General features: G+C 72.4%; 19 protein-coding genes and 2 tRNA genes. 18 read left to right on the top strand and 3 right to left on the bottom strand.

The window, feature by feature from the left end:
- The first annotated feature begins 88 nt into the window (after nucleotides 1–88).
- The 3 genes from Saso_RS03060 (at nucleotide 89) to Saso_RS03050 (ending at nucleotide 3,173) form a co-directional block, all read left to right on the top strand.
- A complete protein-coding gene (locus tag Saso_RS03060; RefSeq protein WP_189917694.1) occupies nucleotides 89–1,375 on the top strand; it encodes a glutamate-5-semialdehyde dehydrogenase in 1,287 nt (428 codons plus the stop codon).
- Nucleotides 1,376–1,469: 94 nt separating this feature from the next.
- A complete protein-coding gene (locus Saso_RS03055; RefSeq protein ID WP_189917692.1) occupies nucleotides 1,470–2,036 on the top strand; it encodes an SCO2584 family spore wall biosynthesis protein in 567 nt (188 codons plus the stop codon).
- A 66-nt stretch (nucleotides 2,037–2,102) separates the two neighbouring features.
- Nucleotides 2,103–3,173, top strand: coding sequence for an SCO2583 family membrane protein (locus Saso_RS03050; RefSeq protein ID WP_189917690.1), 1,071 nt, complete (start codon nucleotides 2,103–2,105; stop codon nucleotides 3,171–3,173).
- Nucleotides 3,174–3,203: 30 nt separating this feature from the next.
- Here Saso_RS03050 and Saso_RS03045 read toward each other — a convergent pair whose 3' ends face one another.
- On the bottom strand, nucleotides 3,204–4,337 hold the full coding sequence (locus tag Saso_RS03045) for a M48 family metallopeptidase (protein ID WP_189917688.1): 1,134 nt from the start codon (nucleotides 4,335–4,337) through the stop codon (nucleotides 3,204–3,206).
- Between the two features lie 155 nt (nucleotides 4,338–4,492).
- On the opposite strand from Saso_RS03045, the gene Saso_RS03040 reads away from it, so the two are divergent.
- The 10 genes from Saso_RS03040 to Saso_RS02995 all read left to right on the top strand — a co-directional run bounded on the left by Saso_RS03040 (nucleotide 4,493) and on the right by Saso_RS02995 (nucleotide 10,009).
- Nucleotides 4,493–4,654, top strand: a complete 162-nt coding sequence (locus Saso_RS03040; protein ID WP_189917686.1) for a hypothetical protein — start codon at nucleotides 4,493–4,495, stop codon at nucleotides 4,652–4,654.
- 145 nt (nucleotides 4,655–4,799) lie between these two features.
- Nucleotides 4,800–4,964 (top strand): hypothetical protein, encoded by a 165-nt coding sequence (locus Saso_RS03035; protein WP_166662244.1) that lies wholly within the window; start codon nucleotides 4,800–4,802, stop codon nucleotides 4,962–4,964.
- Nucleotides 4,965–5,061: 97 nt separating this feature from the next.
- A complete protein-coding gene (nadD, locus tag Saso_RS03030; RefSeq protein ID WP_189917684.1) occupies nucleotides 5,062–5,688 on the top strand; it encodes a nicotinate-nucleotide adenylyltransferase in 627 nt (208 codons plus the stop codon).
- A gap of 16 nt (nucleotides 5,689–5,704) precedes the next feature.
- Nucleotides 5,705–7,522, top strand: coding sequence for an LCP family protein (locus Saso_RS03025; protein ID WP_189917682.1), 1,818 nt, complete (start codon nucleotides 5,705–5,707; stop codon nucleotides 7,520–7,522).
- 120 nt (nucleotides 7,523–7,642) lie between these two features.
- Entirely contained in the window at nucleotides 7,643–8,092 is a 450-nt protein-coding gene (gene rsfS / locus Saso_RS03020) for a ribosome silencing factor (RefSeq protein WP_189917680.1), read from the top strand.
- On the top strand, nucleotides 8,089–8,763 hold the full coding sequence (locus Saso_RS03015; RefSeq protein ID WP_189917678.1) for a histidine phosphatase family protein: 675 nt from the start codon (nucleotides 8,089–8,091) through the stop codon (nucleotides 8,761–8,763). Before rsfS ends, Saso_RS03015 begins: the two co-directional genes overlap by 4 nt.
- Nucleotides 8,764–8,880: 117 nt before the next feature.
- Nucleotides 8,881–8,953: transfer RNA gene (locus Saso_RS03010), tRNA-Ala, on the top strand.
- 418 nt (nucleotides 8,954–9,371) lie between these two features.
- A complete protein-coding gene (locus Saso_RS03005; RefSeq protein ID WP_189917676.1) occupies nucleotides 9,372–9,545 on the top strand; it encodes a hypothetical protein in 174 nt (57 codons plus the stop codon).
- 3 nt (nucleotides 9,546–9,548) lie between these two features.
- Complete coding sequence (locus tag Saso_RS03000; RefSeq protein WP_003976229.1) at nucleotides 9,549–9,782, top strand: hypothetical protein; 234 nt, start codon at nucleotides 9,549–9,551, stop codon at nucleotides 9,780–9,782.
- A 154-nt stretch (nucleotides 9,783–9,936) separates the two neighbouring features.
- Nucleotides 9,937–10,009 (top strand) — tRNA-Ala (locus tag Saso_RS02995).
- A gap of 186 nt (nucleotides 10,010–10,195) precedes the next feature.
- On the opposite strand, the gene Saso_RS02990 is transcribed toward Saso_RS02995, so the two are convergent.
- Nucleotides 10,196–11,806: an NADH-quinone oxidoreductase subunit NuoF family protein gene (locus Saso_RS02990; RefSeq protein WP_189917674.1), complete on the bottom strand. Its 1,611-nt coding sequence runs from the start codon at nucleotides 11,804–11,806 to the stop codon at nucleotides 10,196–10,198.
- Nucleotides 11,803–13,119: a ferric reductase-like transmembrane domain-containing protein gene (locus Saso_RS02985; protein WP_189917672.1), complete on the bottom strand. Its 1,317-nt coding sequence runs from the start codon at nucleotides 13,117–13,119 to the stop codon at nucleotides 11,803–11,805. The genes Saso_RS02990 and Saso_RS02985 overlap by 4 nt, the downstream gene beginning before the upstream one ends.
- A gap of 460 nt (nucleotides 13,120–13,579) precedes the next feature.
- On the opposite strand from Saso_RS02985, the gene leuS reads away from it, so the two are divergent.
- The 5 genes from leuS (at nucleotide 13,580) to Saso_RS02960 (ending at nucleotide 22,610) form a co-directional block, all read left to right on the top strand.
- Nucleotides 13,580–16,462, top strand: a complete 2,883-nt coding sequence (gene leuS, locus Saso_RS02980; protein ID WP_189917670.1) for a leucine--tRNA ligase — start codon at nucleotides 13,580–13,582, stop codon at nucleotides 16,460–16,462.
- Between the two features lie 163 nt (nucleotides 16,463–16,625).
- A complete protein-coding gene (locus Saso_RS02975) occupies nucleotides 16,626–17,366 on the top strand; it encodes a hypothetical protein (RefSeq protein WP_189917668.1) in 741 nt (246 codons plus the stop codon).
- Nucleotides 17,367–17,545: 179 nt separating this feature from the next.
- The gene (locus tag Saso_RS02970) at nucleotides 17,546–18,391 is read left to right on the top strand and encodes a DegV family protein (RefSeq protein ID WP_189917666.1); all 846 of its coding nucleotides are present in this window, start codon (nucleotides 17,546–17,548) and stop codon (nucleotides 18,389–18,391) included.
- A gap of 638 nt (nucleotides 18,392–19,029) precedes the next feature.
- On the top strand, nucleotides 19,030–19,803 hold the full coding sequence (locus Saso_RS39020; protein WP_372442391.1) for a helix-hairpin-helix domain-containing protein: 774 nt from the start codon (nucleotides 19,030–19,032) through the stop codon (nucleotides 19,801–19,803).
- 179 nt (nucleotides 19,804–19,982) lie between these two features.
- Nucleotides 19,983–22,610, top strand: coding sequence for a ComEC/Rec2 family competence protein (locus tag Saso_RS02960; RefSeq protein ID WP_372442390.1), 2,628 nt, complete (start codon nucleotides 19,983–19,985; stop codon nucleotides 22,608–22,610).
- The last annotated feature ends 71 nt before the right edge of the window (nucleotides 22,611–22,681 follow it).

The following is a 22,681-nucleotide window of genomic DNA, read 5'->3' as shown; positions in this document are numbered from 1 at the left end:
CCGGGCCGCGCGGTGACCCGTCCGGCCGCGTATCTCGGGGTGTGGAACGAGCGGTGGACCGCCCCGCGCGGAGCACTACCCTTCCCTTATGACCACGCTCTCTCCATACGACTCCATGTCCCCGGTCACCCGCGCCGCCTACCGAGCCAAGGCGGCCGCCGCCGACCTCGCGCCGCTGCCCCGGGCCGCCAAGGACGACGCGCTGCTCGCCATCGCGGACGCGCTGGAGGTCCGTACGAGCGAAATCGTCGAGGCCAACGCGAAGGACATCGCCAAGGCGCGCGAGGCGGGCACCAGCGAGGCCATCGTCGACCGGCTGACCCTCACCCCGGAGCGGGTGCGGGCCATCGCCTCGGACGTCCGCGACGTCGTCGCGCTGCCCGACCCGGTCGGCGAGGTCGTCCGCGGCTCCACCCTCCCCAACGGCATCGACCTGCGCCAGGTCCGCGTCCCGCTGGGCGTCGTCGGCATCATCTACGAGGCCCGCCCCAACGTCACCGTGGACGCCGCCGCGCTCTGCCTGAAGGCGGGCAACGCGGTCCTGCTGCGCGGCTCGTCCTCCGCCTACGAGTCGAACACCGCTCTCGTCCGGGTGATCCGCGACGCCGTCGGCGGGGCCGGACTGCCCGCCGACGCGGTGCAGCTGGTGCCCGGCGAGGGCCGGGACAGCGTGCGCGAGCTGATGCGCGCCCGCGGCCTGGTCGACGTGCTCATCCCGCGCGGCGGCGCCTCGCTCATCCGGACCGTCGTCACCGAGTCCACCGTCCCGGTCATCGAGACCGGCACCGGCAACTGCCACGTCTACGTCGACGCCCACGCCGACCTCGACATGGCCGTCGACATCCTGATCAACTCCAAGGCGCACCGGGTCAGCGTCTGCAACGCGGCCGAGACCCTCCTGGTCCACCAGGACATCGCCCCCGCGTTCCTGCCCCGCGCCCTGGACGCCCTCGCGGAGGCCGGCGTGACCGTGCACGCCGACGAGCGTGTGCTCGCCTACGCCGAGGACTCCAAGGCCACCGTGGTCGAGGCCACGCCCGAGGACTGGGAGACGGAGTACCTCTCCCACGACATCGCCGCCGCCGTCGTCGACTCGCTGGACCGGGCCGTCGAGCACATCCGGCTGTGGACCTCCGGGCACACCGAGGCCATCGTCACCACCTCGCAGCAGGCGGCCCGCCGGTTCACCCAGCTGGTCGACTCCACCACGGTGGCCGTCAACGCCTCCACCCGCTTCACCGACGGCGGCCAGTTCGGCTTCGGCGCGGAGATCGGCATCTCCACCCAGAAGCTGCACGCCCGGGGCCCCATGGGTCTGCCGGAGCTGACCAGCACCAAGTACATCGTCACGGGCGACGGGCACGTACGGCGCTGAGCCCCCGCCCGGGGCGCCGTGACCGCCGTCTCATCCGGCGGACGAATCCCGCTACCGCCTGCCCAAACCGACCCCCCAGGTCTACTCTGGAACCGTGCCGGAGGACGTGGGGGGTACGCCGTTTCCCGACGGCTGGGAGCCCGACGACGACCACGACCGCGGGGTGTCGGACGAAGAGTTCGCCTCCGTGGTCTTCGACGAGGCCTTCGTCAGGGCGGCGGTGGTGCACGAGCCGACCGCCGTCGAACGCCTCCTGGCCGCCGCCGAGGCGAGAGCCGAGGCCTCCGAGAGCGAGGCCCGCCGCGCCCGCGCCCGGGGCGACCGCTACGACGACACCTTCGGTTCCGACGGACCCGGCGATTTCGGCCATGATCCCGACCCCGACGATCCGGACGACGACCGCGCCGAGGGCTGGGAACGCCGCCATGGCGCGCCCGGCGTCCGCTGGCACCGCCCGGTGGCCTGGATGCTCGCCCTGGTGATGGGCGTCGGCATGGTCGCGCTGGCCTTCGCGGCGGTCTACCGGGGCGCCTCGTCGAGCAGCCGGGACCAGGCTCCGCCGCCCGCCACGACCGGTCTGGAACAGGGGAGCGTGCCCCCGCCCTCGGCGTCCGCCGAACACTCCCGGCCACCCGTCCCGGCGGCACCGCACACGCCCTGAACGCACGTCAGAAGTTGTCGTGCGGCGGGGCGTTTACCCGGGCTCCGCGCGACCTACTCTCAAAGTATGGCCGGGCCCGGAGACCCACCGGAGCAGACACCCGAGGGCACTCCCGGAGGTGGAGAGGACGAGTACCGATCCGTCGTCTTCGACGAATCGTTCGTCCGCGCTGCCCGCATCCAGGAGTACTCCGCGCAGGAGCGCATGGCCGACCACGCGCCCGCCGTCCGCCGCCGGCCGCCCCTGCGCCGGGGCCTGTCGCGCCAGGTGCTGATCCTGGTCATGCTGATCGCCGTGGCCTTCGGCACCGCCGTCTACATGGGCGTACGCAGCCCCTACCAGAGCTCGGCGATGCGCCGGTCGGTGGAACCCCTGCGGATGACCGTCATCCCGCTCTCCCCGCTGGGCGTCGTGCCCGGGGCGGCCGACCCCGAGTCCCTGTACGCGCACAGCCCCGCCGCGCAGTTCCGCATCGGGGCCGAGGGCATCCCGCTGCCCGCCTCCCGGCGCACCGCGCACTTCTCCGACAGCCAGGTCGTCACCGCCCTGACCACGGCCAAGGAGTACATCGTGCACTCCTCCCTCTACCCGGAGGTGCTCACCCGGCAGCAGGTGCGGCCCGTGCGCAGCCTGGTCGCCGCCGACCAACTCGACCAGTTCGACGAGAGCTTCAGCCACCCGGCCGCCGACGGCAGGCACGCCCCGACCGGCTGGCTGGTCCGCTTCGACCCCGCCAGGACCCGGCTGGCCGACGACCGGATCCGCGTCCAGGGCACCCTCCAGGCCGCCGAGACCGACTCCTCCACCCTGGAGGTCACCGCCGACCACACCTTCGTGTACGCGCTGCGGCCGACCGGCGCGGACGCCGGCACCGCGGCCTCCCTCTTCACCGTCCGGCGCGAGCTGCACTTCCGCTTCGACCGCACCGACCTGCGCACCCACCAGCTCCAGCTGATCGTGTCCTACGTCCAGGCGGGACCGCTGTCCTGCGCCGAGGACTCCACCGACCACCTGGTCCCCCTGCTCGCCGGCCAGACCGCGAAGGCGGGCGGCCCGGCCGGCACGGACCCCTATGCGACCGGGGCCGCGACGGCCCTGTGCGGATCGCTCGCGACGAGCGCGCAGCCGAAGGTCTGAACGGCGCGTCGCCCGCGGGCCGCGGGCGCCTCAGTCCGCGGGCCGCGGAGGCGTGTCCTCGGGACCGCCGGCGGGGTCCGAGCCGTTCCTCGGCGGCTGGTCCGGCGCCGGGCCGGACCCCGTGAACCCGCCGAAGCCGCGCCGCACCCGGCCGCCCAGGTCGCCCGCCCCGCCCGCGAGATCGCTCACCAGCTTCATCAGCGGGTCCTTGGAGCCCTTGACGCTGGTCGCGTAGTGCGCCGCGGACTCCCGGAAGGAGTCCGTCACCGAGGTGTCCTTGTCCTCGGCACGCCGCGGGTAGTGACCGTCCATGATCCGCTGGTGATCGCGGGACTCGGCCCACTTCTTCAGCTCGGCCGCGCGCACCGTGGTGAAGGGATGCGTGCGCGGCAGCACGTTCAGGATCTTCAGCACGGAGTCGCGCAGGTCGCCGCCCGCCTCGTACTCCTCGGCCTGCTTCAGGAACGCGTCCACGTTCATCTCGTGCAGGTGGTTCCCGCCGGCGATCTTCATCAGCCCCCGCATCGAGGCCTTCAGGTCCTGGCCGACCAGCAGGCCCGCCCGGTCGGCGGACAGCTCCGACTTGCGGAACCACTCGCGCAGGGCCGTCACGATCGCCATGATCGCGAGGTTGCCCAGCGGGATCCAGGCGACCCGGATCGCCAGGTTCGTCAGGAACAGCAGGATCGTGCGGTACACGGAGTGCCCGGACAGGGCGTGGCCCACCTCGTGGCCGACGACCGCGCGCATCTCCTCCTCGTCGAGCAGCTCGACGAGCCCCGTGGTGACGACGATGATCGGCTCGTCCAGCCCGATGCACATCGCGTTGGGCTGCGGGTCCTGCGTGACGTACATCGGCGGGACCTTCTCCAGGTCCAGGATGTAACAGGCGTCCCGCAGCATGTCGTTGAGGTGTGCGAACTGCTGGTCGGAGACCCGGACCGAGTCCGACAGGAACAGCAGCCTGAGACTGCGCTCGGGCAGCAGCCCGCTGAGAGCCTTGAACACCGTGTCGAAACCGCTCAGTTTGCGCAGCGCCACCAGGGCAGAGCGGTCCGCCGGGTGCTCGTAGGCGCGCGAGGAGATCCCGGGGAAGCGCCGGCGCTGTCTGCTCGGCACGCTCTCCCGGCCGGTGTCGTCGTCGCGGTGGCCTTCGTCGGACATGTCTTCCCCCATGTGCGTCTGTACGGCCGCCACCTGCTCGGTGGCCCCTGTCTGACCCTTTGCCGGCCCTTGTGCGGCCCTTTGCGCCCCCGAAGCCGAGCCCAGCCTAGGCGGAGTTACCGTGGACGGGCACTACACCTGAGGAGTCCCGCCCCATGAAGCACCACCCCGCAGCCGCCTGGCTCACCCAAGCCGCCGACGCCGCCCAGCGGCAGGGCCCGGGGAACCTGCTCCGTGTCGTCCTGGTCGTGATGATCCTGGGCTGTGTGCTCACCGGCTGGTTCCTGCTGCGGGGCTACAAGCGGAAGGACGACTGAGCCGCCGGGAAGGTTCCCAATGGCGGAGTCGGCGTGATCGCCGCCGGGCCGCCCGATTACGATGAGGCGACGTCGTTATCCCGCCCTCCCCCACTCTCGGCTTCGCACGAGCGGGGGGACCACCATCGGATAGGTCCTGCCGAAGATGAGCCTTCACAGCGCCGCTGCCCAGCTGGTCACCCTCGCCGCCGAGGGCGAGGAACACGGTGGCAACCACGAGAGCCTCAACCCGCTGGTCACCGGGGGCGGCGCATTCATCATCCTGCTGCTCCTGCTGTGGATCACCACCCGTTTCAACCGCGACCGCTGAGCCGCACCGTGTTCACCGACGGACCGTCCGGCATAGCGGGGCGCACCGGACAGCCGTTCGGCGGGGCCCCGGAACCGGGCCGGTAGGGTCTGCACGCATGGGAGAGCAGGACATGCCTACCGGCCCGTCGAACCCGGGCAGGCGACGCCTCGGCGTCATGGGCGGGACGTTCGATCCGATCCACCACGGACACCTCGTGGCGGCCAGCGAGGTCGCCGCGCAGTTCCGCCTGGACGAGGTCGTGTTCGTCCCGACCGGCCAGCCGTGGCAGAAGACCCACCGCAGCGTCTCCCCGGCGGAGGACCGCTATCTGATGACGGTCATCGCGACCGCAGAGAACCCCCAGTTCTCGGTGAGCCGCATCGACATCGACCGCGGCGGCCCCACCTACACCGTGGACACGCTGCGCGACCTGCGGGCCCTCAATCCCGAGAGCGACCTGTTCTTCATCACCGGCGCCGACGCCCTGGGCCAGATCCTGACCTGGCGGGACAGCGAGGAGCTGTTCTCCCTCGCGCACTTCATCGGTGTCACCCGGCCGGGACACAACCTCACCGACCCCGGCCTGCCCGAGGGCGGTGTCTCGCTCGTCGAGGTCCCCGCGCTGGCGATCTCCTCCACGGACTGCCGTGCGAGAGTCGCCAAGGGCGACCCCGTCTGGTACCTCGTGCCGGACGGCGTCGTGCGCTACATCGACAAGCGCGATCTGTACCGCGGCGACTGAGCCGAGAGGGGTACCGGTGAACGACCGATACGACGCGGCGTACGGGGGCGACCAGTACGGCGGCGACCAGTACGAGCTCGTCGGCTACGACGAGTTCGGGCAGCCCGTCTACCGGCAGGTCCCGTCCCGGCAGGCACCGCAGCAGTCCTACGACCCGTACGGGCAGCAGACGGGCCACTCCCAGGGGCAGCAGGGGTACGGCTACGACCCCTACGCCACGGGCGGGCAGCAGCAGACGTCCGGCTACGACCCGTACGACGCCGGGCAGCAGCCGCCCACCCCCGGCTACGACGCCTACGACACAGGCCGCCCCGTCGGTCAGGACACCTACGGCACCGCGGCACAGGCCCCGTACGACCCCTACGGGCAGACCGCCGACGGCGGGCAGCAGCCGCGGAGCGAGCAGCCCCGGACGGCCGGACGGACCGCCTACATTCCGCAGCAGAGCGGACCGCCGGCGGCCGGGACCGGCTCCGAGGGACGGACGGGTGCCCCCGCGGACGGTCACGAGACGACCGAGCCCGCCGGACATCGGTCCGAACCCGGTTACGAGACCGAGCAGTTCGCGTTCGTGGAGGAGCCCGACGGCGACTCCGAGGACGTCATCGACTGGCTGAACTTCACCGAGAACCGCACCGAGCGCCGTGAGGAGGCCAAGCGGCGCGCCCGCGGCCGGGTCGTCGCCCTCGCCGTGGTCCTCGCCCTGGTCGCCGTCGGCGGGGCGGGCTACCTCTGGTACGCCGGGAAGCTGCCCGGTCTCTCGTCGTCCGCGGACTCCGGTACCGGCACCGCCGCCGCCGGCGCCGCCCAGAAACGTGACGTGGTCGTCGTCCACCTGCACGACACCACCGGCGGCGGCACCTCCACGGTGCTGCTCGTCGACAACGCCACCACGAAGCAGGCCGCCACGGTCCTGCTGCCCAACTCCCTCGTCGTCACGAACGAGGACGGCACGACGACGACCCTCGCCAAGTCCGTCGACGACGACGGCTCGGCGGGCACGCGCGACGCGCTGGACACCGTCCTCGGCACCGACATCGAGGGCACCTGGCGCCTCGACACCCCCTACCTCCAGAACCTCGTCGACCTCGTCGGCAACATCGAGGTCGACACCGACACCGCGGTGCCCGACCCGACCGCCAAGAAGGGCGGAGCACCCCTGGTCGCCAAGGGCGAGGACCAGACCCTCAGCGGCAAGGCGGCCGTCGCCTACGCCACCCACCGCGCCACGGGCGAGGCCCAGAACGCCCAGCTGGAGCGGTTCGGGCAGGTCATGCAGGGAGTGCTGCGCAAGGTGTCGTCCGACGCGCAGGGCGCCACCGTCACCGTCCAGACCCTGGCGCAGATCCTCGACCCTTCGCTGACCGACAAAGACCTCGGCGCCTTCCTGGCAAAACTCGCCGACCTCGCCAAGGGCGGCGACTACAAGACCGCCCTGCTGCCCGTCCAGTCCGACGGCACCCTCAACGCGGAGGCCAGCGCGAGCGTCGTCAAGGACGTCCTCGGCGGCGCCGCCAAGAGCCCCGACAAGGACGCGGCCGTCAGCGTCTCCGTCCAGAACGCCGGCGGGACCAGGTCGGACACCGAGGACGCGCGCGTGGTGCTCCTCAACGGTGGCTTCACCTTCCTGGAGGCCGCCACCCCGTCGGGCACGAAGGCGACCTCCCAGGTGTTCTACGCGGACGCCGCCGGCAAGGCGAACGCCACCGAGGTCGCCAAGACCCTCGGCCTGGACGAGGGCGCGGTGAAGAAGGGCACGGTCCCGGGGAACGCCGACGTCGCGGTCGTCCTGGGGGAGGACTACAAGCCCTCCGCGGCCGGATCGGACGGCTGACCCCACGCGCGCAGACCGCACCCGGCGGCCTGCGCGCGCGTGATCCCCCGATCACGACCGGTGCCGTCGGTGGTCCGTGAGACCCTTGAGGACAAGTGTCCGCCTACGGAAAGCCACGCAGTGACCGCCACCGACCGCTCCATCGAGCTCATCCAGACCGCCGCCCAGGCGGCTGCCGACAAGCTCGCGCACGACATCATCGCCTACGACGTCAGCGACGTGCTGTCGATCACTGACGCCTTCCTGCTGGCCTCCGCGCCCAACGACCGCCAGGTCAAGTCGATCGTCGACGAGATCGAGGAGCGCCTCCAGAAGGAGCTCGGCGCCAAGCCGGTGCGCCGCGAGGGCGACCGCGACGCCCGCTGGATCCTGCTCGACTACGTCGACATCGTCGTCCACGTCCAGCACAGCGAGGAGCGCGTCTTCTACGCTCTGGAGCGGCTCTGGAAGGACTGCCCCGAGCTGGAGCTGCCCGCCGACGCCAAGGCGACGCGCGGCAAGGCCCAGGAGCACGCCCGGCTTCAGGCCGCCGAGGAGGACGGGGCCGCAGGATTCGAGGAACTGCGGTGACCGCTCCCGCGCCCACCCCGGGCGACCGCAAGCCCGGCCGCGGCCGCCGCGTCATCCTGTGGCGGCACGGCCAGACCGCGTGGAACGTCGAGCGCCGCTTCCAGGGCACGACCGACGTGCAGCTGACCGAGACCGGTGTGGCCCAGGCCCGCCGTGCGGCCCGGCTGCTCGCCTCCCTGAAGCCCGACGCGATCGTCTCCTCGGACCTGTCACGGGCCGCGGACACGGCCGCCGAGCTCGTCGCCCTCACCGGCCTGGAGGTCACCCACGACGAGGACCTGCGCGAGACGTACGCGGGCGCCTGGCAGGGGCTGACGCACGAGGAGATCATCGAGCGGCACGGCGAGCAGTACGCCGCGTGGAAGCGCGGTGAGCCGGTCCGCAGGGGCGGCGGTGAACTGGAGACCGAGGTCGCCGACCGGGCCGCCCCCGTGGTGCTCCGGCACGCCGAGAAGCTGCCGGAGGACGGCACGCTGGTCGTCGTCAGCCACGGCGGCACCATCCGCACCACCATCGGCCGCCTCCTCGGTCTGGAGGCCCGTGACTGGGAAGGCCTCGGCGGGCTCTCCAACTGCTGCTGGTCCGTCCTCGGCGAGGGCGTACGGGGCTGGCGCCTGCTCGAGCACAACGCCGGCACCCTGCCGGAGCCGGTGCTCGGCGACGACGACTGAGGGGCGTGCGGCCGCCGGGACCCGGATTTCACTTTCCGGCAGGTCGCAGGCTAAAGTTCTTCTTGTTCGCCCCGCCAAGCAGGGCGGGACACCATGCGGCTCCGCCGCGTGGCGCAAGGGGCTATAGCTCAGTTGGTAGAGCGCCTGCATGGCATGCAGGAGGTCAGGAGTTCAATTCTCCTTAGCTCCACAGATCGAACGAAGATCCCGTCCCTCAGGGGGCGGGATTTTTTGTCGCCCGGTCCGTCCTCGGCCCGGTCGGCCCGGTCGACCCGGCCGGTTCCCGGCGCGGAGGCGCGGGAGGGGGCGTGCGGCTCGGACCGCGCCGGACTCCGCGCTTCCGGGCGCCGGCCCCGCTCCCGGGGTCCGGTCGCCCGGCCGGGAGCGAGGTCTTCGCCACATCGATCTTCCGGTGGCTTGAGTCACTTGGGCCCCCGGAGGCGTATACCTCTGCGGAAGCGCTTCTCACATGCATGTTCGCGCTCGCTACGACAGCAGACCTGGGTGCCGTGTCCGGACTGGTACTGAGGCGTCGCTGACCGTATTGGCCCGGCCGTGGCAGAATCAAACGGCCGGAAGGGAGCGCGGCCCGACGGGAGGGAGTAGCGATGCCTGCGAGCATCCTCGGAGAGGTCGGTCACCTCTCCGGAGCGGCGGTGAGACCGGACAAGGCCACCCGGCTCCACTGCCCCTCCTGCGGTTCCGGTCATGTGGCCCAGGTTCTCGGTGACAACGGCGGGATTTCCTACGTGTGCACGGCCTGCGGCCACAGCTGGAGCTGATCGATGGGTGCACACAGGCGGAAGTGCGACTGGTGCGGCAGCGGCACCCCGATCGTCCGTGACATGGAGCCGGTCAACCCCGACTACCAGTACTGGTGCGAGGAATGCGCGCGGGCGCTGATCATAAAAGGCGACCCCATCGAGACGTACCGCGAGCTGGAGGGCGAGCCGATCTACGGGCGGCTCCTCGAGGAACACTGCACCCTCAAGCGCTTCTATTCGTTCGTCACCGCGTGACCTTCGGTCCGTCGCCGCGCGACGTTGTGGAACCGGTCGAAAAGGGGCAGGGCGGAAACGATTTGGTGTCCCGCCCCCGGGCCGGTAATGTTGGCGTCGCCGCCGGGGAAACCGGGCGACACGGTCGGAAGGCGGTTTCACCGCCCGACCACGAGGGGCTATAGCTCAGTTGGTAGAGCGCCTGCATGGCATGCAGGAGGTCAGGAGTTCAATTCTCCTTAGCTCCACAAGCAGATCCCGCCGGATCGGACCGATCCGGCGGGATCTTTTGCGTGCGGTGTTCCGTCACCCTCGTGTCCGTCGCCCTCGCGCCTGCCGCCCTCGTGTCGGTGGCGCCGCGTATGCGGACGTTCCGTCAGAACCGGCCGGACCGGGGCCGCCTGCGAGCAGGCGGCCCCTTCGTCGTCGTGGCGTCAGCGGCCGAGGGTGCGGCGTCCGCGGCCCTGGGAGAGGACCGGGAGGTTGCGGGCGGGAGCCTGCGCGCGCGTGTCCTCCTCGATGCGCAGGGCCAGCGCCGGGCAGCGACGCACCGCGCGTAGAGCCTTGGCCTCGGCGTACTGCGGCACCTTCGCCTGCGCCACCGTCGGGAAGCCGTCGGCGCCGAGCTGGAAGACCTCGGGGAGGATGTCGGCGCACAGGCCGTGGCCGCGGCACAGCGTCCAGTCGACGAAGATCTTCTGGCGGCTGGAGCCGGCCTCCTCGGGCTCCCTGCCGCTCGTGATGCCCGCGGGGGCCATGCCGGCCTCGAAGAGCGGCAGAACGCCCTCCACGGGCCGTCCGCAGCCGTTGCCGAGCACATGCGCGGCCAGGTCGTCGGTGAACGCCTTGATGGTCGACTCCAGGAACATCGCGGAGCCGTCCGGGTGCGAGCACGCGCCACGCCGCTTGACGTTCTTGGCGACCTGCTTGAGCGCCTCCAGGGCGGCCGGGCCACCGCCGTTGATGATGTCCTCCATGCCGCGCGCGGCGGCCGGCAGGCCCAGGTAGCAGGGACCGCACTGGCCCGCGCTCTCGTCGGCCAGCCACTGGGCCACCCGCAGCGACTCGCCCAGCGGGCAGGTCTCCTGGCTGATCGGCAGGATCGCGCCCGCGCCGAGCGCCCCGCCCACCGCGTCCAGGGAGTTGCGGGAGACGATCGCCTCGTTGACCGTCGCCGCGTCGATCCACTTGCCGTGGTAGCCGCCGGTCAGCACGCCCTGGGGCACCGGCGGGGCGCCGGCGAGCTGGAGGACGTAGCGCAGCGGCACACCCGTGGGGACCTCGATCACCATCGGGCGGGCGACCGCGCCCGAGACCGTCAGCATGACGGTGCCGGGCTCGTCGTACAGGCCGGTGTTGCCGTACCGCTCGGGGCCGATGCGGGCGGCGATGGCCAGCTGGGCGAACGTCTCGGCGTTGGACAGCAGGGTCGGTGCGCCGCCGACGCCGTTCTGCGAGGCGCTGACCTTGCGGCCGGGCGGGATCGCCGGGCCGCCGTCGATGGAGCGGATCAGCGACGCCGCGGCGCCGGTGACCATGCGGATCGGGTTGCGCTGGACGGACGCCTTCAGCGCCGACCTGCGGCCGTTGCTGAGGCCGCGCTCGGCGAGCGCGGCCTCCATCGAGCGCTGGGTCGACTCACGGGTGACCCCCACCACGAGCGTGCGGGCACCCAGCGCCTCCGCGACCAGCAGCGCGCCGTCCAGGATGAGGTGCGGGGCACGGTTGATGAGCACCGTGTCCTTGCGGCAGGCCGGTTCGTCCTCGCTGCCGTTGACCACGACGACCGGACGCACCCCGCGCTTGATCGCCGCCTCGGCGACCGAGCGCAGCTTCTTGTGGAAGGGGAACCCCGCGCCGCCGCGGCCCTTCAGGTTGATGTTCTCGGAGAGCTTCGCGAGCGCCTCTCCGCCCAGGGGTTCGAGCGGCCCGTGCACCTTCAGGTGCATGGGCAGGTCGAGTCTCTCGACAAGGTCGAAGCCCGACGTGAGCTGCGGAAGCCCGACCACGCGGACTTCCGGGACGTCGGGCAGGGCCTCGTTCACCTATAGCCTCCGGAAGGCGTGTTCCAAGGTTCGCCCGAACCCGGCGTGTCGTACGACGTGCCGGGCGTCTGTTCATTGGCGGGACCGCTGTTGTACGTGTCGTTCTGGTTGTACGCGCCGTACGGGGGGTTCGTCTCACCGGTGTTGTACACATCACGTGCGCCATACCCGGGAGTGCCTGAATTGTCATAGACCGGGATGTTGAATCCCGTGTCCTGCAACGGGTCGTAGGCCGAGGGCGGGGCCTCGCCGACCGGCGGCGGCGACGGGATCGGCCAGTTGCCCGAGGTGCTCATGCCGCTGTCCACGCGCGGGATGGCCTCGGTGGCCTGGACGTCGAAGGGGAGGTTCATCCGCGCCGTCTGGTCGGCGGCGTAGGGCTGCTGCTGGCCGCGCTGCGGCGTGTTGACGGCGCGGTAGGCGGCGGCGAAGCCGTTCGCGGGCTCCGGGGCGGCGGGCGCCGGGGTGTCGTACAGCGGCGACGACGGCGGCGACATCCGGGTGGAGCTCATCGTGTCGGTCAGCGAGGAGCGGCCCGAGCGGCCCTCGTAACCGGGCAGGGCGGACGACCCGGTCTCGTTCATACGCGCGCGTGAGGCGTCGAGGCCGTCCATGGCGGAGCGGTCCTGGGTGCCCAGGATCGAGGTGATGCGGTCGGCGACCTTGCGCTTGAACGGGCGGGGGGCGGCGCGCAGCGCGAGGGCGGCCATGACCCCGGCCAGGCACAGCTCGTAGGAGACCATGAAGAACGGCTTGGCCGCGCGACCAGCGAACAGGCCGTGGATCAGGGCCGCGCACAGGGCGGGGTAGGCGAGCATGTGCATCGCGCGCCAGCGGGCGGCCACCTCGGCCGGCGCGGCGAACTGGTTGCGCAGCGCGCCGGTGATGCCGACGAAGATCATGAGCAGGGCGGCCAGGGAGCCGAGGCCGATGAGTCCGGCACTGCCCTTGACGCCCAGGCTGAACGGGATCAGCGCGGCGATCAGGACGGTGTGTTCCAGCGCCAGTTTGACGGTGATGTGCACCACGAGGAACGCGATGGAGCCGACGGCGGTCACCCGGTGGACGCCCTGGGCGAGGATCCGCTGGCGGGTGTTGAGGATGAGCCGGTCCTGGGCGACGAGGCCCCAGATGACCGAGCAGGTCAGGCATACCAGCGACAGCACGCCCGCACCGAAGTTGAGGAATGCCTGGAACTGGTCGCCGCCGACCAGCACGACCACGGGTATGAGGACCAGGACGACAGCCGTCGCCATCCCGTAGACCGACCGGCCGGGCTTGGGAAGCGAGCTGTTAGCAGAACGAGGGTTCATGGGGGCAACTCCGAGCAGTTTCGGGAAAGCGGTCCCGCTGCCGAACTCTAAGTGGCTCCATACCGATGGGTACGAGGTTTGAGTTATTGCGCTGTTATCAAACGACAATGTGGCTGGTGTGATGTCCCATAGCTACTGTTACGCGAAGTAACACTTGACCTTGGTTCAGTTCTGGGCCCGCCCTTCCGGTCGCAGTCAACGTTGTCGCGACCATGCATACGTACGCGCGCGGCAGGCTGCTCAAGCCCCTCGCAACCGCGTCGCGGCGCGCTGAGGGCCTGCGGTACCCTAACGCCATGCGTGCTGTACGCCTTCTGCTTAGCGAGCCGCGCTGATCAGTCCCGACCGCCGGTGAACGGACGGCTCGGAATCGGCGCGGCGTCCCCTCCTGTGCGAGGGGATTTTTCGTTTCCTGGACGACAAGCCGCTGGCAGAGACGATCGATGGAGCTTTGAGGACCATGAGCGAGACGAACCCCGCTGCCGCCGCACCGGCGGAGGCCGCGCCGCACCGCTACACGGCTGCCATGGCCGCCGAGATCGAGGCACGCTGGCAGGACTTCTGGGACGCCCGGGGCACGTACGCCGCGCCCAACCCCGAGGGCGACCTGGCCGGTGACCCCGAGCTGGTGGCCCGCCCCAAGAAGTTCATCATGGACATGTTCCCGTACCCCTCCGGTGCGGGCCTGCACGTCGGCCACCCCCTGGGCTACATCGCGACCGACGTCTTCGCGCGCTTCCAGCGCATGACCGGCCACAACGTCCTGCACACCCTGGGCTTCGACGCCTTCGGCCTGCCCGCCGAGCAGCACGCGGTCCAGACCGGCGAGCACCCCCGGATCACCACCGAAGCCGCCATCAACAACATGAAGTCCCAGCTGCGCCGGCTGGGCCTGGGCCACGACAAGCGCCGGTCGTTCGCCACGATCGACCCCGAGTACTACAAGTGGACCCAGTGGATCTTCCTCCAGATCTTCAACTCCTGGTACGACGACGAGGCCGGCAAGGCCCGTCCGATCGCCGAACTGGTCGCCCGCTTCGAGTCCGGTGAGCGCGCCGTACCCGGGCACACGCGCGCGTGGGGCGAACTGACCGCCCCCGAGCGCGCCGACGTCCTGAGCGGGTTCCGCCTGGCCTACGCCTCCGACGCCCCGGTGAACTGGTGCCCCGGTCTGGGGACCGTGCTGGCCAACGAGGAGGTCACCGCCGACGGCCGCTCCGAGCGCGGCAACTTCCCCGTCTTCAAGGCCAAGCTGCGCCAGTGGAACATGCGCATCACCGCCTACGCGGACCGCCTGCTGGACGACCTGGACGCACTGGACTGGCCCGAGGCCATCAAGCTCCAGCAGCGCAACTGGATCGGCCGCTCCGAGGGCGCCCGCGTCGACTTCCCCGTGGACGGCGAGCGGATCACGGTCTTCACCACCCGCCCGGACACCCTGTTCGGCGCGACCTACATGGTGCTGGCCCCCGAGCACCCGCTGGTCGACAAGTTCGTCCCCGAGGCCTGGCCCGAGGGCACGCACGACGTCTGGACCGGCGCCCACGCGACCCCGGCCGAGGCCGTCGACGCCTACCGCGCGCAGGCCGCCTCCAAGTCCGACGTCGAGCGCCAGGCCGAGGCCAAGGACAAGACCGGCGTCTTCACCGGCGTGTACGCGACCAACCCGGTCAACGGCGAGCGGGTGCCCGTCTTCATCGCCGACTACGTCCTGATGGGCTACGGCACCGGCGCGATCATGGCCGTCCCGGCGCACGACATCCGCGACTTCGCGTTCGCGCGCGCCTTCGAGCTGCCGATCACCTGCGTGGTCGAGCCGACCGACGGCCGCGGCACGGACACCTCGACGTGGGACGACGCCTTCGCCTCGTACGACGCGAAGATCATCAACTCCTCCCACGACGGCATCTCGCTGGACGGCCTGGGCGTCGTCGACGCCAAGGCGCGCATCACCGAGTGGCTGGCGGGCGAGGGCATCGGCGAGGGCACCGTCAACTTCCGCCTGCGCGACTGGCTGTTCAGCCGCCAGCGCTACTGGGGAGAGCCCTTCCCGATCGTGTACGACGAGGACGGCGTCGCCCACCCGCTGCCCGAGTCGATGCTGCCCCTGGAGCTGCCGGAGGTCGAGGACTACTCGCCGCGCACCTTCGACCCGGACGACGCGGACACGTCCCCGGAGACGCCGCTGTCCCGCAACGCGGACTGGGTGAACGTCACCCTGGACCTGGGCGACGGCGCCGGCCCGCGCCCCTACCGCCGCGAGACCAACACCATGCCCAACTGGGCCGGTTCCTGCTGGTACGAGCTGCGCTACCTGGACCCGCACAACAGCGAGAAGCTGGTCGACCCGGAGATCGAGCGGTACTGGATGGGCCCGCGCGAGGGCCAGCCGCACGGCGGGGTCGACCTGTACGTGGGCGGCGCCGAGCACGCGGTGCTGCACCTGCTGTACGCGCGCTTCTGGTCCAAGGTGCTGTTCGACCTGGGCCACGTCTCCTCCGCGGAGCCGTTCCACAAGCTGTTCAACCAGGGCATGATCCAGGCCTACGTCTACCGGGACAGCCGCGGCTTCCCGGTGCCCGCGGCCGAGGTCGAGGAGCGCGACGGCGCGTACTACCACCAGGGCGAGCAGGTCTCGCGGCTGCTGGGCAAGATGGGCAAGTCCCTGAAGAACGCGGTGACCCCGGAGGCGATCTGCGCCGAGTACGGCGCCGACACCCTGCGTCTGTACGAGATGGCGATGGGCCCGCTGGACGTCTCGCGCCCTTGGGACACCCGCGCGGTGGTGGGCCAGTACCGCCTGCTCCAGCGCCTGTGGCGCAATGTCGTCGACGAGAGCACCGGCGAGGTGACCGTCGTCGACACCGAGCCCGACGAGGACACCCTGCGCGCGCTGCACAAGGCGATCGACGGGGTCCGCCAGGACCTGGAGGGACTGCGCTTCAACACCGCCATCGCCAAGATCACCGAGCTGAACAACCACCTGACCAAGGCGGGCGGGGCGGTTCCGCGCCCCGTCGCGGAGGCCCTGGTGCTGCTGGTCGCCCCGCTGGCCCCGCACATCGCCGAGGAGCTGTGGCGCCGGCTGGGCCACACCGACACGGTCGTCCACCAGGACCTGCCGGTCGCCGACCCGGCCTACGTCGTGGACGAGAGCGTGACCTGCGTCGTGCAGATCAAGGGCAAGGTCAAGGCGCGCCTGGAGGTGTCCCCGGCCATCTCGGACGAGGAGCTGGAGAAGGTGGCGCTGGCCGACGAGGCCGTCGTGAAGGCGCTGGCCGGGGCCGGTATCCGCAAGGTCGTCGTGCGGGCGCCGAAGCTGGTCAACATCGTCACGGCGTGAGCCGGACCGCGGGCCGGGCCGGTGGGCGCGGCTCCGGGTAGTCCCCTACGGGCAGGTTCGGGGTTCTTGTGGAACTCCGGGCCTGCCCGTCTCGTTTACCGTTTGTAGTGCGGCGTGCCGTGTGCGGCGCCGGACACGGTGTGATGGACCGGAGGAGGAGCTGGTGGAAGCAGTGATCACAGTCGTAGCCCTGCTCTTCGTGCTCTTCCTCGTGCTCGGCGCCTACGCCACGGTGAAGGTGATCGGGGCGGCCAAGCGGGGTGTCGACCGCACCATCGACCAGGCCCGGCGCACGGTCGAGGACCACACCCTGCGCGCCAAGTCCTTCGCCCAGCCCGGACCGGCGGGCGAGATCGCCCAGTTGAGGCTGAAGCTGCGCACCTCCATGCGCGCCACCCAGGAGGCGCTGCACGCGGGCGTCGGCGAGGACGAGTCGCTCAAGGAGTCCCTGGCCCTCTTCCAGCGGCTCAGCGACCACGGCCGCGACCTGGACAACGAACTCAAGCGCCTGGAGTCCGACCCGGACCGGGCCGCGCTCGCCGCGCGCCTGCCCTCCCTGCGGGAGCGCACCGAGCGTGTCACGGGCTCGGCCGACGCGCTGCGCTGGGCGGCCCGCGACCGCGCCCGCCGCTTCGCGGACGACGACCTCGACTCCCTCAGCGCCCAGATCGACGTCGAGGCAGGCGCCCTGCGGCACTGGACCACGTCGGACACCACCGCTCCCGCACAACCGGCCTCCTGGCCCGAGGCGCCTGCCGCCGACGGACCGGCGGCAGGACAGACCTGGCCCGGGACCGCGGGCGACGGCAGCGCGCCGGAGTCCGCCCGGCCCGCCATCACCCCGCCCGTCCCGCGCGCCGCCTACCCCTGGCAGAAGAAGCCGCGCCCGGAGAGCACCACCTGACGCCGATGCCGGATCACCCGCACCGCCCCGGCCCCGCCCGCGCGCCGCACGGCCCCGGTCGGGCACGTACGGTGGTCCACGGCCGGTACTGCCCGAGGAGTATGTGATTCGGTCAAGGGTGGTGCGGCCGCGAGGGCCCGGGCTGCCGCACGGGGGCTACGCCAGGTAACCTCCAGGTCATGTCCCGCCATGTCGCGATCGTCACGGATTCCACGGCCTACCTGCCGCAGCCGACGATGGAGCGTCATGACATCACCGCGGTCCCGCTGACCGTCGTCCTCGGCGACCAGGCCCTCGAAGAGGGCAGCGAGATCTCGACCCGCTCCCTCGCCCAGGCACTCCAGAAGCGACGCTCCGTCACGACCTCGCGCCCCAGCCCCCAGCTCTTCGCCGAGACGTACCGAAGGATCGCCGAGTCCGGCGCCTCAGGCATCGTCTCCCTCCATCTCTCCGCCGAGCTGTCCGGCACCTACGACGCCGCGGTCGTCGCGGCACGCGAGGCACCGGTGCCGGTGCGGGTGGTGGACACCGGCATGGTCGCGATGGCGCTCGGCTTCTGCGCCCTCGCGGCGGCCGAGGTCGCCGAGTCGGGCGGCACGGTCGACGAGGCGGTCACCGCGGCGGAGAAGCGGGCCGCCGGCACCTCCGCCTACTTCTACGTCGACACCCTGGAGTACCTGCGCCGCGGTGGCCGGATCGGCGCCGCCCAGGCCCTGTTGGGCTCCGCGCTCGCCGTGAAGCCGCTGCTCCAGCTGAACGGGGGGCGCATCGACCTGCTGGAGAAGGTGCGGACGGCGTCGAAGGCGATCGCCCGCCTCGAGGAGCTCGGAGCCGACCGGGCGGGCAGCGCGCCCGTCGACATCGCCGTCCACCATCTCGCCGCTCCCGACCGGGCGACGGCTCTCGCCGACCGGCTGTGCTCGCGCGTGCCGGGCCTCGCCGACCTGCATGTGAGCGAGGTCGGAGCGGTGATCGGGGCGCACACCGGGCCGGGGCTGCTGGGGGTCGTGGTCTCACCCCGCTGAGGCGGCTCACTCTTGCGGGTGGTGGAGTTGTCCACAACCAGGGGGCGGTCCACGGAAATCGAGCAAGATCAACACGATGCGACGACATGTCCGATTCTCGTGGCATGGCACTTCGATCACGCTCACGCAGCGGCAACGCGACCGGCGGGCCCGGCCGCGGCTCCGGCTCCGACGGCCGTTCCCACCGCCTCCGTCCGCCGGGCGGCGCCCGTACCGCACTGCGCCCCGGACACCGCTCGGCCCGCCCGCCCGGCCACCGTGACGCCTCGGCGGAGGAGATCCGCCGCCGGGCGAGGGAGCTGTTCGCCGAACGGCCCCGGGAACCGGGCGGGACGGGAAGGGCGACGGGCCCGCCGGGCCCTGCGAGGCGACCCGACGGACGGGCGGGTGGTGCGTCGGGGGAAGCCGACGGGACCGACCGAATCGGTGGGGGAGCGGGGGCCGGTGGGGGAGCGGGGCCCGTTGCGGGTGGCGGCTTCGGGCGAACTGGCGGGTTCCGTAGGCCCGGTGGCCAGGGCGAGCGGTCTGCCGGTGCTGGTGGCGATGTTCACGTTGGTGTTGATGCCGGTGCCGGTGCCGGTGCTGATGTTCGTGCTGGTGCTAGTGCTGGTGTCGGTGGCCTGGCTCGGGCGGGAAGCGTGCCCCTTGCCGGGCGCGTCTGGCAGGAGCGGCTGGGGCCGGCTCTGCGGGAGCGGATGCCGGTGTGGATTCAGACGCGCTGCGGGCTGGAGCGCAGGAGCGTACTGGCGCTCACGGTGCTGCTCGTCGCCGCCGCGGTCCTCGCGGTCCAGCACTTCTGGGCAGGCAGGGTCCAGCCGGTGCGGGCGCCCGAGGTGGTCCGGGCCGTCGCGCCCTACGCCTCGGGGGAGCGGAACTCGGCGGCCCCGCCGACGACTTCCGGGGGTCCCGCCGGTTCGGCGGGCACGGTAGGCACCGCGGTCACGGCCGGGGCCGAGATCGTGGTGGATGTCAGCGGCAAGGTGCGCAAGCCCGGGATCCATCACCTTCCCGCCGGGTCCCGAGTGGTCGACGCGCTGGAGTCGGCCGGCGGGGTGCGCCCGGGCACCGACACCGACGGTCTCAACCACGCGCGCTTCCTCGTGGACGGTGAGCAGGTCGTCGTGGGCGTTCCCGATCCGCAGGCCGGGGTCGCCGGGTCGGGTGCGGGTCCGCGAACGGCGGGTTCCGGCGGCGGCGCGGGTCCGGGCGCCGGACCCCAGGCCCCCGTCTCCCTCAACACGGCCACCGTGGACCAACTGGACACGCTGCCCGGCGTGGGCCCGGTGCTGGCGCAGCACATCGTCGACTACCGCACCCGACACGGCGGTTTCCGCTCGGCGGACGAACTCCGCGAAGTGAACGGCATCGGCGAGCGACGCTTCGCCGACCTGCGGAACCTCGTGCGGCCATGACCGGCCACGAGGGTGGGGCGGGCCGTCCTCGGTCCGGACCCGTGCTGTCCGGACACGGCGACCCCGCGCCCGGTCGGCCTGGGCGCGGTGCCTCTGCGCCCGGCCCGACCGGACCCGGCCTGACCGGACCCGGCCTGACCGGACCCGACCTCACCGAGCCCGGTCTGACGGGACCGGGGTTGGCCGAGCCCGACCGCTTCGAGCCCGGTCCGGCTGTGCGCCCGTCCGTCCGGCCGGCCGTGCACGCGGCCTCCGGGAAGCGGCTGGGCGCCGCCAATCCGAGGCAGGAAGGGCCGGTGGACCTACGGCTCGTGCCACCCGCGCTCGCGGCCTGGGCGACGGCTGCGCTGACGACGGTCGCGTCACCGGGTCGGGTGGTCGGCCTCGTGGCCGTATGCCTGCTGGCAGTCGGCGCCCTGCTGATCACGGGTCGTCGGCAGGCGGGGCGCGCTGGTGGGCGCCGGGGGCGGGCCACCGCCGCCGCCTCGTTGCTCTGCGTCGCCGCGGCCGCCGCTTCCGCGGGGCTGCACGGGGCCGATCTGCGCCGGGGGCCGGTGCCGGAGCTCGCGCGGGAGTACGCGACCGTCACGGCCGAGGTCGAGCTCACCTCCGACCCCCGACCGACCCGGCCCCGGGTCAGAGGAGACCGCGTGACGCCGGATTCCGTCCTGATCGACGCCGAGGTACGCAGGGTCGAGGGGGCGGGCCGGGCCGCCGTGGCGACGCGGACCCCGGTGCTGATGCTCGTCACTGTGGGCTCGCGCGGCAGCAAGGGCAGGGACGGGAAACCGGCCGGACCCGGGGCCCGGCAGGTGCCCGGTCGGCGGGCACCCGGCGGTGCGTCGGCGTCCTGGGGACGGTCCGCGTCCGGGGCCTCGTGGCTCGGGTTGTTGCCGTCCACCCGGCTGCGGGTGACCGGGCGGCTGGTGCCCCCGCTGTCGGACGGGGACCGCATCGCGGCCGTGCTGCGGGTGCGGGACCGTGCGGGGCCGCCGGTCGTCGGGGAGGCGTCGGGCGCACAGCGGCTGGCGGGGCGGTTGCGGGCCGGTCTGCGGTCGGCGACCGACGGGCTCCCGGCGGACGCGCGGGCGCTGCTGCCCGGGCTGGTCGTCGGGGACACCTCGCGGATCACACCGGAACTGGACGAGGCGTTCAAGGCGACGGATCTCGCCCACACCCTCGCCGTCTCGGGCAGCAACCTCACCATCGTCCTCGCCCTGCTGCTCGGCCCGCCGGGACTGGCCCAGCACGTCGAACGCCGCGGGCTGGCACCCCGTCTCGGCGTGCCGCTGCGGGCGACCGCGCTGCTCGGCGGAGCGCTCACGCTCGGGTTCGTGGTGGTGTGCCGGCCCGATCCGAGTGTGCTGCGCGCGGCGGCCTGCGGAGCGATCGTGCTCCTCGCCCTGGCGACGGGCCGCCGCAGGTCCCTGATCCCGGCACTGGCCTGCGCGGTGCTGCTCCTGGTGCTCTACGACCCCTGGCTGGCCCGCAGTTACGGGTTCCTGCTGTCGGTGCTGGCCACCGGGGCGCTGCTGACTCTGGCGCCACGGTGGAGCGCGGCGCTGCGGCGGCGCCGGGTGCCCCCGAGGCTCGCGGAGGCCCTGGCGGCCGCGGCGGCCGCGCAGGCCGTGTGCGCGCCGGTCGTGGCGATGCTGTCGGCGCGGGTCAGTCTGGTGGCGGTGCCGTGCAACCTCCTGGTGGAGTTCGCGCTCGCGCCGGCGACGGCGCTGGGCTTCGCGGTGCTGGTCACGGCGCCCGTGGCGTCGCCGGCGGCCGAGGCGCTGGCGTGGTGCGCGAGTTGGCCGGCCGGGTGGATCGCCGCCGTGGCGCGGGCCGGGGCGGCGCTGCCCGGCGGGGGAGTGGACTGGCCGGGGAGCTGGGGCGGCGCGTTCCTGCTGGCTCTCCTCACGGGCGGACTGGTGCTGCTGGGGCGGCGGCTGTCGAGGCACCCGTGGCTGTGCGCGGTCTGCGGGGTGCTGCTTCTGCTCGCGGTGGTGCGACCGCCGCCGCTGACCCGGGTGCTCACGGGCTGGCCGCCGCCGGGCTGGCGGCTTGCGATGTGCGACGTGGGGCAGGGGGACGCGACCGTCCTCGCTGCGGGGGACGGCGCGGGCGTCGTCGTGGACGCCGGGCCGGATCCGGTGCTGGTCGACCGGTGTCTGCGTGAGCTCGGGATCACCCGGGTCCCGCTCGTGGTGCTCACCCACTTCCACGCCGACCATGTGGCCGGGCTGCCGGGGGTGCTGCGGGGCCGTGCGGTGGGGGCGATCCAGACGACCGGGTTCGAGGAGCCGGCGGACCAGGTCACGTTCGTGCGGAAGGCGGCGCAGGCGCGAGGTGTCCCGTTGGCGCGGGCCGTGGCCGGGGAGCGGCGGCGGCTCGGCGCCCTCGACTGGGAGGTGCTGTGGCCGCCCCCGGACCCGGCGCCGCGACCGGAGGGGCCCAACGACGCGAGCGTCACGCTGCTCGTGCGGGTGGGCGGGCTGCGGATGCTGCTGCTGGGGGACCTCGAACCACCGGCGCAGCAGGCGCTGTCGCGGTCCGCGGCGGCACCGCTGGTGCAAAACGTGGACGTGCTCAAGGTCGCCCATCACGGCTCGGCCTACCAGGACCCCGAGCTGATACGGGCCGTGGCGCCACGCCTGGCGCTGATCTCGTGCGGCGCGGACAACCCGTACGGACATCCCGCGCCCGGTACGGTCGCGGCGCTGCGGGCGGGAGGGGCGCGGGTGCTGCGCACGGACCGGGACGGGGCGCTGGCGGTGGGCACCGGGACCGACGGTGAGCTGAGGGTGACGCGCGGCTGAGGCCCTCCGTGTGTCCGGTCGGCTGCCGGGTCGGCGCCCCCTGAACAGGGCCGTGGGCGCGTGCCGGAAGA

The organism is Streptomyces asoensis (assembly GCF_016860545.1).
Lineage (GTDB): Bacteria > Actinomycetota > Actinomycetes > Streptomycetales > Streptomycetaceae > Streptomyces > Streptomyces asoensis.
The sequence above is the reverse complement of the archived record's forward strand: the minus strand, read 5'-3'. Positions and strand labels throughout refer to the sequence as shown.